The organism is Ruminococcus sp., assembly GCF_017650195.1.
In the GTDB taxonomy this organism is placed as follows: domain Bacteria; phylum Bacillota; class Clostridia; order Oscillospirales; family Ruminococcaceae; genus Ruminococcus.
Window position 1 is genome coordinate 1 of sequence record NZ_JAGCFH010000108.1, and the last position, 13,873, is coordinate 13,873.

At 40.2% G+C, this 13,873-nt stretch carries 19 protein-coding genes; all 19 read right to left on the bottom strand.

Features of this window, described 5'->3' with window-relative positions:
- The coding region (locus tag J6U00_RS05225; RefSeq protein WP_296579851.1) for a TlyA family RNA methyltransferase at positions 1-678 on the bottom strand (678 nt) is incomplete at its 3' end.
- On the bottom strand, positions 665-2,545 hold the full coding sequence (dxs, locus tag J6U00_RS05230) for a 1-deoxy-D-xylulose-5-phosphate synthase (protein WP_296579854.1): 1,881 nt from the start codon (positions 2,543-2,545) through the stop codon (positions 665-667). The genes J6U00_RS05225 and dxs, both read right to left, overlap by 14 nt.
- 56 nt (positions 2,546-2,601) lie before the next feature.
- Positions 2,602-3,492, bottom strand: a complete 891-nt coding sequence (locus J6U00_RS05235) for a polyprenyl synthetase family protein (RefSeq protein WP_296579858.1) — start codon at positions 3,490-3,492, stop codon at positions 2,602-2,604.
- A 3-nt stretch (positions 3,493-3,495) separates the two neighbouring features.
- A complete protein-coding gene (gene xseB / locus J6U00_RS05240) occupies positions 3,496-3,699 on the bottom strand; it encodes an exodeoxyribonuclease VII small subunit (protein ID WP_296579862.1) in 204 nt (67 codons plus the stop codon).
- 4 nt (positions 3,700-3,703) lie between these two features.
- Complete coding sequence (xseA, locus tag J6U00_RS05245) at positions 3,704-4,894, bottom strand: exodeoxyribonuclease VII large subunit (protein WP_296579864.1); 1,191 nt, start codon at positions 4,892-4,894, stop codon at positions 3,704-3,706.
- The gene (locus J6U00_RS05250) at positions 4,895-5,842 is read right to left on the bottom strand and encodes a peptidase M22 (RefSeq protein WP_296579867.1); all 948 of its coding nucleotides are present in this window, start codon (positions 5,840-5,842) and stop codon (positions 4,895-4,897) included. It lies immediately after the preceding gene.
- Positions 5,835-6,251 carry a transcription antitermination factor NusB gene (gene nusB / locus J6U00_RS05255; protein ID WP_296579869.1) on the bottom strand — a complete coding sequence of 139 codons (417 nt, stop codon included), beginning with the start codon at positions 6,249-6,251 and terminating at the stop codon, positions 5,835-5,837. Before nusB ends, J6U00_RS05250 begins: the two co-directional genes overlap by 8 nt.
- A complete protein-coding gene (locus J6U00_RS05260; protein WP_296579871.1) occupies positions 6,238-6,702 on the bottom strand; it encodes a GNAT family N-acetyltransferase in 465 nt (154 codons plus the stop codon). Before J6U00_RS05260 ends, nusB begins: the two co-directional genes overlap by 14 nt.
- Positions 6,699-7,040 carry an Asp23/Gls24 family envelope stress response protein gene (locus J6U00_RS05265; protein ID WP_296579874.1) on the bottom strand — a complete coding sequence of 114 codons (342 nt, stop codon included), beginning with the start codon at positions 7,038-7,040 and terminating at the stop codon, positions 6,699-6,701. The genes J6U00_RS05260 and J6U00_RS05265 overlap by 4 nt, the downstream gene beginning before the upstream one ends.
- A 99-nt stretch (positions 7,041-7,139) precedes the next feature.
- On the bottom strand, positions 7,140-7,691 hold the full coding sequence (locus tag J6U00_RS05270) for a SpoIIIAH-like family protein (RefSeq protein ID WP_296579880.1): 552 nt from the start codon (positions 7,689-7,691) through the stop codon (positions 7,140-7,142).
- A gap of 12 nt (positions 7,692-7,703) precedes the next feature.
- Entirely contained in the window at positions 7,704-8,225 is a 522-nt protein-coding gene (locus tag J6U00_RS05275; RefSeq protein WP_296579885.1) for a hypothetical protein, read from the bottom strand.
- Positions 8,212-8,670, bottom strand: coding sequence for a hypothetical protein (locus tag J6U00_RS05280; RefSeq protein WP_296579888.1), 459 nt, complete (start codon positions 8,668-8,670; stop codon positions 8,212-8,214). The genes J6U00_RS05275 and J6U00_RS05280 overlap by 14 nt, the downstream gene beginning before the upstream one ends.
- A gap of 4 nt (positions 8,671-8,674) precedes the next feature.
- Positions 8,675-9,769 carry a hypothetical protein gene (locus tag J6U00_RS05285; RefSeq protein WP_296579890.1) on the bottom strand — a complete coding sequence of 365 codons (1,095 nt, stop codon included), beginning with the start codon at positions 9,767-9,769 and terminating at the stop codon, positions 8,675-8,677.
- Positions 9,770-9,776: 7 nt separating this feature from the next.
- On the bottom strand, positions 9,777-10,010 hold the full coding sequence (locus tag J6U00_RS15165; protein WP_365718179.1) for a SpoIIIAC/SpoIIIAD family protein: 234 nt from the start codon (positions 10,008-10,010) through the stop codon (positions 9,777-9,779).
- A 149-nt stretch (positions 10,011-10,159) separates the two neighbouring features.
- Positions 10,160-10,357, bottom strand: coding sequence for a stage III sporulation protein AC (gene spoIIIAC / locus J6U00_RS05295; protein ID WP_296579903.1), 198 nt, complete (start codon positions 10,355-10,357; stop codon positions 10,160-10,162).
- Between the two features lie 9 nt (positions 10,358-10,366).
- Complete coding sequence (locus J6U00_RS05300) at positions 10,367-10,867, bottom strand: stage III sporulation protein AB (RefSeq protein ID WP_296579905.1); 501 nt, start codon at positions 10,865-10,867, stop codon at positions 10,367-10,369.
- Entirely contained in the window at positions 10,764-11,774 is a 1,011-nt protein-coding gene (locus J6U00_RS05305) for a hypothetical protein (protein ID WP_296579907.1), read from the bottom strand. The genes J6U00_RS05300 and J6U00_RS05305 overlap by 104 nt, the downstream gene beginning before the upstream one ends.
- Before the next feature lie 90 nt (positions 11,775-11,864).
- On the bottom strand, positions 11,865-12,764 hold the full coding sequence (locus J6U00_RS05310) for a carbohydrate ABC transporter permease (RefSeq protein WP_296579909.1): 900 nt from the start codon (positions 12,762-12,764) through the stop codon (positions 11,865-11,867).
- The gene (locus J6U00_RS05315; protein WP_296579911.1) at positions 12,761-13,819 is read right to left on the bottom strand and encodes a sugar ABC transporter permease; all 1,059 of its coding nucleotides are present in this window, start codon (positions 13,817-13,819) and stop codon (positions 12,761-12,763) included. Before J6U00_RS05315 ends, J6U00_RS05310 begins: the two co-directional genes overlap by 4 nt.
- Positions 13,820-13,873: the final 54 nt, after the last annotated feature.

Here is a 13,873-nt window from a genome sequence, read left to right on the forward strand (position 1 = left end):
CCTTATTGGCGAAATGGTATACATCTCTGGAATAAAGCCTATAGACTTTATAAAACTGTCAATATCAGTCAGTATACGAAAATGGACTTTTTTATCTTTTACTATACCACGCTTTCCGATATCGCTCTTGCCTGCTTCAAACTGAGGCTTTATAAGTATGGCTGCAGCTGCACCATCAGAAAGGAGCTCATACACCTTAGGAAGTATCTTCGTCAAAGAAATAAAAGATACATCAACAGATATAAAATCGGCTTTACCGCCAATATCCTCAGCTGTAACATTACGGATATCCGTGCCCTCCATATTAACGACGCGTGTATCTTTTACAAGGGACTCGGCAAGTTGACCATGTCCGACATCAACCGCATAAACCCTTTCAGCTCCGTGCTGTAGCATAAAATCGGTAAAACCGCCAGTGGACGCGCCGATATCAAGACATATCTTTCCTCTGAAATCAATGAAAAATTCACTCGCAGCTTTTTCTAATTTTAGCGCTCCCCTGCCAACATATTTATCATTTTCAGAAGAAACTATAACATCTTCTGCATAAACTTCATCAGAGGGCTTTTTAGCAATTTTTCCATTTACAGTAATGCTTCCAGAGTTTATCATCTCCTTGGCACGCTCACGGCTTCTTGCAAGTCCACGGGATACAAGCTCACTGTCAAGTCTCGGCATCAGATATGCACCTTTCCTTGATGTATTCTATCATTTTTCCACTTGTCATTCCGAGCTTCTCAAGACATGACTTTACAGATGCCTGTTTTACAAAGCCTTCGGCAGTAATTCTGCTATAATCACCGCAGTAGCCTAGCTCTGAAAGAATATCGCCTATCTTTTCGGAAATACCACCTTTACCGAAGGATTCCTCAAAGAAAATAACTCTTTTATATTTCACTATCTTTTCTCCAAGCCCGCCATCAAGAGGATGTATTTTTGTGAGTTTGAGTATATCGCAGTTTATATTCTCTTTCCTGAGTTTTTTCTGAGCTTTATATGCTTCGTTGTACAGTCTGCCATAAGTTATGATAAGCGTTTCGCTGTTACATATCAGTTTGAAAAGCCAGTCTGTAGTTATATCTGACTGATCAAATTCGACCCTCTCGGCACCACGGGGATAACGTACTGCTACAAGCCCCGTGTCTTCATTGACCGCATTTCTCATGCACATTTTCATTTCCATATAGCATGAAGGAGAATATATAATCGTATTGGGTATAGAAGTAAGCATCGGAACATCAAAAAGTCCTTGATGCGTTTCACCATCCTCGCCTACTATTCCGGCACGGTCAACTCCGAGAACAACATGAAGCTTTCCTATAGCGACATCATGTACGAGCTGATCGTATGAACGCTGAAGAAAGGTTGAATATACAGCAAAAACAGGGATCATTCCCATTGAAGCAAGTCCACCTGCAAAAGTTACGGCGTGCTGCTCGGCAATGCCGACATCATAGAATCTTTCCGGATATTTAAAATGGAAAAACTGCAATCCTGTTCCATATTTCATTGCAGCTGTAATAGCGCATATCCGCTCGTCCTTATCTGCAAGCTTTACAAGCTCTCTGCCAAAAACAGTAGAGTAGCTGTCTGCGGCAGCTACCTCGGGATTTCCTGTAGCTATATCAAACTTTGATATACCGTGATATTCTCCGGGATTCTCTTCAGCAGGACGATAGCCTTTTCCCTTTATTGTTTTGATATGTATGAAAACAGGCTGGTGGTAGGATTTCGCCATGTGAAAAACCTCTTCAAGCTCTGACAAGCTGTGACCGTTAACAGGACCAAGATAAATGAATCCCAAATCCTCAAACATTGTGCTTTGTTCAAGAATGTTTGATTTTACAGAATCCTTGACGTTTTTGATACCCTTTGCAACACTTGTTCCTACAAGGGGAATCTTGCCAAGTCCGCGTTCTACCGCTCTCTTGGTATTAAGGTATTTTTCAGTATTTCTGAGTGAAGTTAGATACTTTGACAAAGATCCTACACTCTTGGAAATAGACATATTGTTATCGTTAAGTATAACGATAAGATTGCTTCTTTTATCTCTTCCGCAGTTGTTGATAGCTTCATAGAACATTCCACCTGTCATAGCTCCGTCGCCAATTACAGCAACAGCATAGTTATCCTTACCCTGAAGCTTCATTGCTTCGGCAATACCACACGCTACTGAAACAGAGGTGCTACTATGACCGCTTATGAAAGTATCATGTGGTGATTCCTCTGGCTTAGGGAAGCCGGATATCCCCCCCTCTTGACGCAGAGTTGAAAACCTATCAAGTCTACCGGTGAGTATCTTATGAGTATAAGACTGATGTCCTACATCCCATACTATCTTGTCCTCGGGAGAATTAAAATTGCGGTGTATTGCCATTGTAAGCTCTACAACGCCAAGATTTGATGCAAGATGTCCGCCTGTCTTTGAAACAGTGGATATAAGGATATTGCGTATCTCCTTGCAGAGTGCGTTACACTGGAAAAGAGAAAGCTTTTTCAGGTCCTGCGGAAGTCGAAGTTCCTCAAGTGTAACCTTTTCATTCATACTTGTATTGTCCTTCATTTTAAACGAATGCGGAAAATACTCCGCAGCTCCTTATTTTAATTCTTTCTTTTCAGAAGCATCTCGGTCAGCTCCGTCAGAAAGGCGTCATTTCCGAATTTATCAAGATATGCAAGAGCTTCATTGGTCACGGCATTTGCGATTTCCTGAGCCCTTTCAACTCCGTAAAGAGTCACGAAAGTAGTTTTATTTTCCTCTTCGTCGCTGCCTACCGGCTTTCCGAGTTCCTCCGTGGTACTGGTAACGTCAAGGATATCATCTATGATCTGAAAAGCAAGACCAAGCCTGAATCCGTAATCAGCAGCTGCCTTTATCCTATCACCATCAGCGCCAGCACATATACAGCCAATCATACAGGATACAGCTATGAGCTGACCTGTTTTATGGCGGTACATATTCCTGAGGTTTGCTTCATCAACATCTGTTTTTGTTTCGTTTTCCATGTCTATGACCTGTCCGCCTATCATTCCCTCTCTGCCGACTGCTTTTGCAAGACATGAAATTATATTTAATTTCCTTCCGGCATCAAGCCTGTCATCGTCTGCAATTATCTCAAATGGAAGAACGGACAGCGCATCACCGGCAAGTATAGCCATTGCTTCACCAAAAGCCTTATGGCACGACGGTTTTCCACGTCTGTAATCATCATTGTCCATAGCAGGTAGATCGTCATGTATAAGAGAAAACGTGTGTATCATCTCTATCGCAGCAGCAGGAGCAGCTGCATTTTTGTAATCGCCACCAAGCGCATTACAAAATGCATACACAAGTACAGGACGTATCCGTTTTCCTCCTGCTTCTAGTGAATAATACATTGCGTCTATAAGGTTTTTTTGAGCCATCATTTCTGGCGAATGCGAATTGTACGCCTTAAGATTGGTTTCAGTAAATGAAATGTATTCGCTTAATTTCTCTTTAAAACTATTCATTTTCTATTCCTCTGACGGAGCCTCTCCGCCGTCCTCCGTTATTTTAATCTGTGCTTTATCCAGCTGCTTTCTGCAGGCTGCTGACAACTTTAACCCCTCACCATACAGCTTGACAGCCTTGTCAAGGGGAATATCGCCTTTTTCAAGCTCTGAAACTATTCTGCCAAGCTCGTTCATATTATCCTCAAAGGTATTCTTTTCCTTCATTTTATCACCATTTATCTTTTATTTCAGCCTTTGCTCCGCCGCTTCCAAATGTAATGCTTATATTATCGCCTTTTTCAAGACTTTCGGAACTGATCAAGAGCTTATCTTCCTTATAAACCAATGAATATCCACGTGAAAGCACCTTAAGTGGACTAAGGCTGTCAAGTCTTGCGGTATTTTCAGCAAAAATCCGCTCAAGCTTGTCAATATACCTGAGATATGCCGCTTCAATACGCTTTTCAAGACCGGAAATATGCTCTCCTGTAAGCTGCAAACGCTTCTCAGGAGATTGAGCCGAAAGTCTTGCATTAAGCGCAATGAACCGGTCTGTCGACTTATCAAACTGATTTACAGTAGCTTTTTCGATTCGGCGTTCAATAACCGAAAGTTTTTCATAAAGTAATGCTATATCTGGCGAAGCAAGCTCCGCTGCTGCTGATGGAGTTGGCGCTCTCAGATCAGCTGCAAGATCTGCTATCGTATAATCAGTTTCATGCCCTACTGCAGATATGACTGGCACTTTGCAGTTATATATCGCATAAGCGACCTTTTCGGTATTAAAAACACTGAGATCCTCACTTGAACCTCCGCCTCGTCCTACAATTATAACATCACAGCCTGCCGCTTCTGCTTTAAGTATGCCTCTGCATACTGAATCAGCCGCTCCTTCCCCCTGAACAAGGGCGTTTACAGCAAACAACTCACAAAGCGGATAGCGTCTTGTCAGTACATTTATTATATCTCTTACAGCTGCACCATTAAGAGAAGTAACAGCACCGATCTTTTTAGGCATTGAAGGTATTGGCCGCTTATGAGCAATATCAAATAGTCCTTCCTTCTGAAGCTTCTTTTTAAGCTGTTCAAGAGCTGCAACAGCCGCTCCTACGCCCTCAGGTATTATATCATTTACGTAAAGCTGATATGCCCCCTCCCGTTCATAGACAGAAATGCTTCCTGAAACTATTACAGACATTCCGTCCTCCGGCTCAAACCTCAGACGTGCAGCCGAATTTGCAAACATTACTGCTTTTACAGAGCTTTCCTGATCCTTAAGAGTAAAATAAATATGTCCGCTGCGGAAGTGCCTTACATAATTCGATATCTCACCGCGTACCATTACACCTTGGATATTTCTGTCGTTTTTCAGTATCGAGGCTATATATCTGTTTATCTGTGTAACTGTGATTACAGGCATTTATCTTACTCCCATACTCTTTAAATAGCCATATATTGCAACTCCAGCGGCATTGTCACATGAAAACTGAGGTTCCGCAAAGCTTGCCAAAGGAAAATGTTCCAATATACTGTCACGTATAATAACATCTGACATTACTCCGCCTGCAAAAACAATGGGCAGCTGACCGTTTTTTTCTATTGCATAGCCTGTCATAGCTATTATCGTTTCGGCAATAAAATCAAGGCAATACTTCGCAATATTCTCAGGGCTTTCACCCTTTTTCAGCATATTACCGCATTTGTTTTCCACTCCTGAAAGGCAGCAACTGCCGTCCTTCAGAACAGGCTTTACTTTAAACATTTTATCAGCACCGACCGCAAGCTTTTCAAGTTCGGTTCCACATGGAAAATGTAGACCGAGCATCAGACCTGTGCGGTCTATTGCTTGTCCTGCTTTGAGGTCGAGAGATGTTCCGACTTCGGTCACATTTATTATATTATCATCATCAGGCTCACATAGTAGACAGTCGGTCGTTCCACCGCTGACATGAAAAGCAATGAACCTTTCCTTTACCAGCTTAAGCCTGTCCGCAGAATAAAGTGCAGCGAGAATATGACCGACCTGATGAGAAGTCGTGAACATTTCCGCTCCCGTAATAGCTGCATAAGAACGGGCCAAGCCTTCTCCGCAAAGAAAACAGGGCATATATGAACCGTCAATGTTGCGCGGTCTAGAAGAAGCAGTTACAACTTCGGGAGCTTTTATGCTGTTTTCACCGAAAAGTTTTTCTATCATTTCAGGAAGCTGCTTTGTATGATGAAACACCGCATCACTTTGCCGAAGTCCAAGCTCGCCATCTTTTACTGGCAACAGTTTTTTACATTGATATATCCTGTTTTCCTCACTTATATATACTGCGGCAGATGTAGTATAATTACTTGTATCAACGCCGAGATATTCAGGCATTTTCCTTTTCTTCCTTCTGTGAATCGCGTGAGAATGCTCCAAGAACGCCGTTTATAAAGGCGGTATCCTCCTTATACGTATACATCATGGAAAGCTTTATAGCTTCGCTGATAGCGGCATTCATAGGAGTATTATTATCGTAACGCGACTCGTACATAGCAATGCGAAGTATAGCAAGATTGAGCTTTGATATTCTTGAAATGCTTCTTGATTTGCTGTATTTTGAAATAATGCCGTCAAGCTCCTCGGCATGTTCGAGAGTTCCCTCAACGATCTTCTTTACCTCTTCGTTTACGGTTATCTCATCTATCTCCTCAGCTATCTCATATAGCTCGTTTATATCATCATCGCGCAGAAGCTGCTCAAAAACAAGCTTGAAAGCGCTGTCTCTTATTTCACGTCTGGTCATTTATACGCTCCTTTTTTTCAAAGAAATAATACATGAATATCATGTCATCTATCTCTTTAAATCCATTTTTTATATAAAACATTTGACTCGGCTTGCCATTGCCTGTCAGAAGAGCCATTGCAACAATATTGTCATGAGCAAGGTCTTTTCTTGCATACTCAAGCACCTCGGAACCTATGCCGCAGTGCTGCATATCGGGAGTAACGCAGAATTCGTCGATCAAAAATTCTTTCCCGTGCAGATATGTAAGTATCCTTCCACAAAGTACTGCCCTGATTATCCCACCGTCGTCACAGACGTACCCCACAGACTGCGGTGAGGACATAAGCTCCCTTATCCTCGTTGAGGCAAGCTCTTTATCCCAGTTTTCGTTCCATGGTTCTCCTGCAAATGCAGAACGAAAAACCTCTGCTGCACCTTCAAGATCATCAGGGACATATCTTCTTATCATTCAAATACTACTCCGCTGACAGTAACATTAACTCTTGCAACAGGCACTCCAGTCATGTTCTGAACATTCTCCTTGACTGCTGTCTGAACTTCCTGTGCTACATTGCAGGCTTTTTCACTGCTTTTTATTACTATCCTCATATCTATAGCTGCAACGTCACCCATCATGCTAATTTTTATAGGACCGTTCTTCCTGAGCTTGCTCATTTTGCCGACCTCGCCTTCAAGTCCTGCAACTCCCTTTACATCGAGAGCTGCAAGCTTGGCAATGGCGATTATAACATCATCTGATATCTTAAGTCTGCTTGAAACCTGCGGTTTCATATCTCCAACTTCCATAATAAACCTCCATCGGCACATATTTGAGTGTAATTTTTAATCAAAACTGTGCATACACCCTTACTATTATATTATACCAAATAATTTCTCTCAGTTCAACTATTTTACTTCAAAAATTCTGATATTTTCTGCCGGAACCGAAGTTTCGCCAAGGATTATTTCTTTTATAGCGGCTGCCTGAGCCTTGTCAAGTCCCTCTGTTTTGACAACAAGCTTTGCGTTTTCTCCGTCAAGATATGCTACACAGTCCTGAAATCCTTGCGCCTTTACCAGAGATTCTATAGTTCCTTCGCTTTCAATAAGTTTAGATACCTGTACAGCATCAAGCGCATTTACAACTGCCTCGTTTTCTGTAACATCCCCTCCTCCTATCATTGTCTGAAGTGTCTGAACAGCCTGATCGCGATCCTTCAGCTTGTCAAGCCTTGCCTGTGAAAAATAGTCTCCAGATACCGGAGTAGCTTCCGCGTTTACAAATTCTGTTTCACCGTATCTTATATTTTCATTTTTATCTTGCATTGTAAAAGCTTCTGCATCAGACATTATCTCAGGCGATGTTGCATAGTTTATGTACACTGCAACAGCAAGCATGAGTGTAAGACAAGTCATTATTATCTGCTTTTTTCCTATTATAATTGAAGGTTTTTTCATATTTTATCTCCTTTATTTAAGTTTTGATACATATATTCTTCCTACAGGAAGATCAAGCGCGGCAGATACTGCACTGTAGATTCTCTCACATACTACAAAATTGTCTCCGCCACTACAAAGAACAACGGCACCAGTGATCTTTGGGCTCTCAACTGTTTCCATCAGAGCGTTTCTCTCACTCCCACTGCCGATTATAACATATTTTTCTTCCTCATCTGTTTTATTATCAGAGATGCTTTGACGTCCTTCTGTTGCATAAACATACCTTTCGCTACTGCCTGCTGATATAAATACTCTCACCTCTCCTGCACCGTCAATCTTGCCTAAAAAATCTGTAAGCCTTTTTTCAAGTGTAAGACAGAAATCCTCAGCTTTTTGACGGCTTTCAGCCGCTTTGCTTTCTTTTATAGTATCCTTATTGGGGATAAAAGAGGATATCATTACCAGAAGCATTCCTATGACACCGCAAACGGTCATAAATACAGCCCATTTCCTGTCTTTTATTAACTCCCTTGCCTTTTCAGCCCATTCCATTTATGACCTCCGTTTCCTGTCCGAGACTTTTGCGTATCAGATCTTCAGCAGATTCAGGATCTGAGGAACTGATAATGATCCTATTAATATTTATGTTACCGTTTTCAGAAATATTAATATCCGTTTCAACTTTCTCAACTTCAATACCTGCTGCTTCGAGTTGGGAATATAGTATATTACTGATATTATCGGCCGCTTTTTTTGCAAGTTCATTCCTGTATATTGCCTTTGCATGACTGTAGTCAGATACATCAATCTGCGGTATTTTCTGAAGTTCAGTATTCCTGAAACCGTTTATCAACATTGATGCAAATACTAGCGAGAATACCAGCTTGAATACAAGTTCCGTCTGTTTTTGAAGCCTTGTACCTTCTGTAAGAATCCTCAACAGACATAATCCAGCTGACACAAAGCATAGGCTGCGAACTGCTGTTACTATATCCACTAAATCAGCCTCCGGAATTATTCATAATTACGGCAGTACATAGTATAAACATCATGCCATAGCATATCAGTACACTCTGAACGATCGAAAGCGTGCTGTCAAGTGAACGCAGAAGCTTTGTCATCGGTTCTTCTTCAAAAAGCCCAGAAATTGCTGTGCCAGCCCACATTACAAGTCGAACAGCTAATATCTGCAAAACAGTTGGCATAAGCAATAATATTATACCAAAACAGGCTGCCGTACCTACAGTACCCTGAATTATTCCAAAGCTACTACGAACAGTCGAGTACGCATCAGAGACCGCTCCTCCCACTACAGGAACAAGTCCTGATATAACAAAACGAGCCGTTTTTGTCGCTGCTCCATCAGCTTTTCCTGCAAGCGAACATTTTAACGATGTATATCCAGTAAATAGCAGCATTGCCGAAGTTATGAACCATGTGATAATTTTCTTTAGAAAATTCACTAAGTTGCTCATATCAAAGCCGTAAAAAACACTTCCCGTAATAGAAAGAAGTGTCGAAGCTGTTAAAAGTGGCATCATAAAACAGTTTGATAGACCAACAATCAGCTCTGATGCTGTTAAGACTGCGATATCGTATACTCCCGCTGTGACTGTACCGCCTGAAACAGCAGTTATTCCAGCGTAAACAGGGATAAATACTGATATAAAGCTGCCGCTCAGCCTGACAGCTTCAATACTGTGACTGAAAACCTGTGATAATTCCGGTGCAATAACTGCTGCCGTCGTCAGCGTAGATACGGAACCATAAATATCAGTTGGATTCTTTATGATGCCGCTTCCCACTGACTTTAGCACAGCTGTTATCAATGTAATGATCATTATTGTCGAAAGAAGCTTTAATGTTCTATATTTTGATATACCGGCATGATCTACAACTCTTTCTGCAAATTGCTTTAAAGTGATACTATCTGTTTCAGAAGTGTCGAACTCTATATCAAATTGTTCCATAATATCATCTAGTTCCGCGTGGTACTCACTTTCGGCACTGTTAATAGCTTCTGCATAAGTATTAAATGGTATGCTTATCATAAAAAGCAATACAATTATGAAGAATGTAATTACGATTTTTTTCATATCTCACCTACATAATACTTCCTACTAATTCGATAAATCCTTTTATAACAGGCATACTTATTGCAATAAGTGCTCCCCGTCCCCATAATTCGGCTGCTGCTCCCATTGCAGCTTCTCCACTATCACGGCAAATCTCCGATGAAATATGCGTTATGCAACAAATGCCAATAGACTTGAATAAAACTGAAATATAGCTTTCGGGAATATTTGATGATGATAGTATATTCTTTATTTCTTCCAATGGAGTTTCCAGCAAAAGTATTGAAGCCGTAAACACCGCAGTACATACGGCTGCTGAAAGTAAAAGCGAATGTTCCGAGCAGTACTGCTTCAAAAGCAATGAAAAAAGTGCTCCTCCAATGCAGAACACGCACACTGTAAAGCAATTTCCTACCATAAACCAAAAACGTTTTTAACCTTGTCGAAAAGATTACCTATCTCATCTATGATAACAATTAATACAACTATTAGACCAGCAAGAGTTGTCATCATAGCCTGTTCTTCACGTTCGGCGCGTTTAAGCACAAGATTAAGAACGGCTACGATTATTCCTGTGCCTGCTATTTTAAAAATAAGATCGATCTTCATTTTTTGACCTCATATTATAATAATACCTATCATTATTCCAGCAAGCATACCAAGAGTGCGGTAAAGCTTACTTTTTTTCATATACTCAAAACGTCTCTGCTCATACAGAGTATGAACTTCGTCAATAAATGCAGATATTGTTCTCAGCTGCCTTTCTGTATCGCTTGTGCCTAATACAGATCCAAACTCTATTAGAAGATTTCTTTCTTCATAAGGAAGCTGACTTTTAAAAACTGCACGCTCCCAGTCAACTCTGAAATTTGCGCCCGCCTTGTATGATACAGGTATATTTTTTATAAAACAAATCCCCGGAAGGTCAGCTTCTTCAATTCTTTTTGTTATTCCATAAACATCTTCATCACTGCTCTTTATGGAGTATTCGCATATATAAAGCATTTTTTCAATATCACGACATAAATCCACTCTTTTTTTCAGCTTCTCCGAGCGATCTACTCCAAAGAATGCTCCGCAAAGTATTATCAATATCACTGCTGATATTCGTATTAACATTACCTATCCTCTTGATTTCTCTTACCTTCGAAGGAAATGAAGCTCCGCAAAGGAATACAATATAATCTATAGCATTGTTTTCTATCAGATATGTTATCTCGCTTCTTTTATAAAGCTCTGCCATAGTACTTCCATGAGCTGTAACAACAAAATTCACTCCACATCCTATACCGTTTAATATCGCCTTAGAATCTTTCAAAGATGAAATCTCGTCGCAAAAAACCACTTCCGGTGAAAGCGTCCTTACTGCTGACATTATCCCCGCTGAACGATTCGTATTAGTCAGGATATCTGTCATTGTTCCAACATCGTTTGTAGGTACACCGTTAAAAACACAGGCTATTTCATTTCTTTCATCTATAAGCGAAGCCTTGCGTATATTACCATTCAATCTACATAGTTCTCGTAAAACTGTAGTTTTTCCGGAGTTCACACCTCCACATATAATCACATTTTTATATAAGGTCTCATTGAATATTCTGTCCGCACATCCATTTATGCATCTTGGGATACGAAAGTTCAGTGAGGAATATTCATATAGTAAAGGATCATCAGATGTGGAATATATGCCGGATATGCCTACTCTTATACCGTTTTCAATAACAAAACAGCCTTCTGAAAACTGTTTTTTGCAGCTGTGTACCGAAAAATGTGATAGTCTGTCAATAATCTCACGTATAGCAGCCGTACCAACTTTATAAGAATCATCTGTATATTTTTCAGCGAGTCCTCCTCCTTTTAAAAGATATTTAGTCTTATCAGGGAAAACAAAATAAACGGGACCTCCTGCCCGTATTCTAAATTCCATAAGACTATAAAGCATTTCTTCAGGTATATCAGATATAAATTTGCGCATCTTTTCTGGAAGATAGCTTAAAACTGTTTTAAAGCTTGTACTGCCAGTCATTTTAATCATCTCCTTTACCTAATATTATGCATTGAAAAGAAATGATAGAACAAAAAAAACAGCACACATAAAGTGTACTGTTTTTTAGGCTCATTCCTTAACACCGCCGAGTGCGACACCGGCAATGATAAACCTTGAAAGAGCTACATACGCAATTATTATCGGAATAATAGAAAGTGCGATAGCCAGATAAATCGTACCATAATCATTGAACTTATCAGATGATGAAAGTGAAGAAACCATCATAGGAAGTGTTTTCTTTTTCAAACTAACATTAATAAGTATCATATTAGGGTTATAGAAATTATTCCAGCTCGCGATGAAGGCGAATATAGCCTGAACTGCTATAGCGGGCTTCATCATAGGAATTGCAATAGATAAGAAAGTCCTGAACTCTCCGCTTCCGTCAATACGTGCAGCTTCAACGATATCCAGCGGGAATGAAGACTTCATGTATGACCTCATGAAGTATACTACCGCAGGAGCTGCAATTGCCGGGATTATAAGCGGCCAATAGGTATTTGTAAGTTTTACGTCTGTCATAAATTTTACAAATCCGGCTGATGTTACCTGCATAGGTACCATCATAACAAGGAGAATGACCGTATATGATATCTCCTTAAGTTTAAAATCATAAACATGTATTCCATAAGCAGTGAGTGCTGAAAAGAATACTGTCAGGAATGTAGAACAGCATGTGATAAACAGACTGTTCTTATAGCCGTGAAAGATATTGAACGCAAACTTGAAAACAGGCTCATGTAATACCTTGTCAAAATTTGACTTAAGATATGTACTCGGAACAAAGCTTAGTCCGTTGGAAATATCCGTATGCGAACGAGTAGCGTTGATAACCAGTACATATATCGGAAGCAAACATATTATAGTAAGGATAATGAACCACAGTAAAAGTATACCAGATTTTAATTTGATCTTTAATGCATAGCTGTCCTTAGCTTTACCATACAAAGATTTCATATTATTGCTCATACGCCGATACCTCCGAACTGTTTGCTTTCCTTCCTGAGCTCTTGTGCAGCCTTTTTACGCTGCTTTTTCTTAGCAATTTCGTCTTTATCGCGTGTAAGGTAGAAAGCAATAAGACCAAGGGCAAGAGTAATAAAGAACAGCAGCACTGAAGCAGAACCTGCATAACCCATTTTGTTTTCGTTAGCCTGTGCATGGAAGTACTGGAATATCATAACGGCAACTGTTTTTATGTTATCGTTAACTGTCTGGGTCTTTCTATAAAGATAAGGAATATCAAACATCTGAAGTCCTCCGATCATGGAAGTAATAAGAGTATATGCCATGATTGGAGTAAGTAGAGGAAGAGTGATCTTCCTGAAGACTTGTCCAGATGTAGCTCCGTCGATGCTTGCAGCTTCAAACAGTGACGGATTGATACCCTGAATACCTGACATAAGCATTATCATGGTATTACCAAACCACATCCATGTTTGTATGAACATTACTACTATACGTGACTGCCACAAACCGTCAACGAAAGGAAAAGTAGAATAAAGTCCCTGTCCAATAACGTCCTTCTTGACAAGTCCTAATTTATAAAGGATAAGATTCAGCGCACCTGGGTTTGTCTGTGACTGACCGCAGAGCTGAAGGAAAAGAACGGCTACTGAAGCAGCAGTAATGATATTGGGAAGATACATTACTACCTTGAAGAAGCCTTTTCCTGGTATTTTTAACTGTGCTTCCGTAAACCAAACAGCCAAGGATAAAGAAAGTGCAAGCTGAGGAATGAAGTTACCTCCCCAGAGGATAAACGTATTCTTAAGACAGGAGAAAAATGTCTTGTGAATAACCTGCTGTTTACGTGTATCGCCGCCGAAAAGAATATCCTGATAATTCTGGAACCCCACCCAGTCAGCAACTGTCTTTCCATTGCCGTGGAAGCTTACTATAAAGGTATTGATAAGCGGCCATAATTGGAAAAAGAAATAAACAAGAAAAAACGGTAAAATAAAAAGATAGCCATACTTAGCGTAGCTTACAGACTTTATGCGTCTATGCGCATTTGATGACATAAAACACACCCTCTCGAATTAGTAAAAACAAATATAGACCTACGGAATACCTAA

Excerpts from the sequence above, each read along its gene's own strand:
- xseB (WP_296579862.1), bottom strand. The coding sequence starts at position 3,699 with ATGAAGGAAAAGAATACCTTTGAGGATAATATGAACGAGCTTGGCAGA.
- nusB (WP_296579869.1), bottom strand. The coding sequence starts at position 6,251 with ATGACCAGACGTGAAATAAGAGACAGCGCTTTCAAGCTTGTTTTTGAG.
- dxs (WP_296579854.1), bottom strand. The coding sequence starts at position 2,545 with ATGAATGAAAAGGTTACACTTGAGGAACTTCGACTTCCGCAGGACCTG.
- J6U00_RS05250 (WP_296579867.1), bottom strand. The coding sequence starts at position 5,842 with ATGCCTGAATATCTCGGCGTTGATACAAGTAATTATACTACATCTGCC.
- xseA (WP_296579864.1), bottom strand. The coding sequence starts at position 4,894 with ATGCCTGTAATCACAGTTACACAGATAAACAGATATATAGCCTCGATA.
- spoIIIAC (WP_296579903.1), bottom strand. The coding sequence starts at position 10,357 with ATGAAGATCGATCTTATTTTTAAAATAGCAGGCACAGGAATAATCGTA.
- J6U00_RS05305 (WP_296579907.1), bottom strand. The coding sequence starts at position 11,774 with ATGACTGGCAGTACAAGCTTTAAAACAGTTTTAAGCTATCTTCCAGAA.
- J6U00_RS05285 (WP_296579890.1), bottom strand. The coding sequence starts at position 9,769 with ATGAAAAAAATCGTAATTACATTCTTCATAATTGTATTGCTTTTTATG.
- J6U00_RS05260 (WP_296579871.1), bottom strand. The coding sequence starts at position 6,702 with ATGATAAGAAGATATGTCCCTGATGATCTTGAAGGTGCAGCAGAGGTT.
- J6U00_RS05315 (WP_296579911.1), bottom strand. The coding sequence starts at position 13,819 with ATGTCATCAAATGCGCATAGACGCATAAAGTCTGTAAGCTACGCTAAG.
- J6U00_RS05310 (WP_296579909.1), bottom strand. The coding sequence starts at position 12,764 with ATGAGCAATAATATGAAATCTTTGTATGGTAAAGCTAAGGACAGCTAT.
- J6U00_RS05270 (WP_296579880.1), bottom strand. The coding sequence starts at position 7,691 with ATGAAAAAACCTTCAATTATAATAGGAAAAAAGCAGATAATAATGACT.
- J6U00_RS05265 (WP_296579874.1), bottom strand. The coding sequence starts at position 7,040 with ATGGAAGTTGGAGATATGAAACCGCAGGTTTCAAGCAGACTTAAGATA.
- J6U00_RS05275 (WP_296579885.1), bottom strand. The coding sequence starts at position 8,225 with ATGGAATGGGCTGAAAAGGCAAGGGAGTTAATAAAAGACAGGAAATGG.
- J6U00_RS05235 (WP_296579858.1), bottom strand. The coding sequence starts at position 3,492 with ATGAATAGTTTTAAAGAGAAATTAAGCGAATACATTTCATTTACTGAA.
- J6U00_RS05300 (WP_296579905.1), bottom strand. The coding sequence starts at position 10,867 with ATGTTAATACGAATATCAGCAGTGATATTGATAATACTTTGCGGAGCA.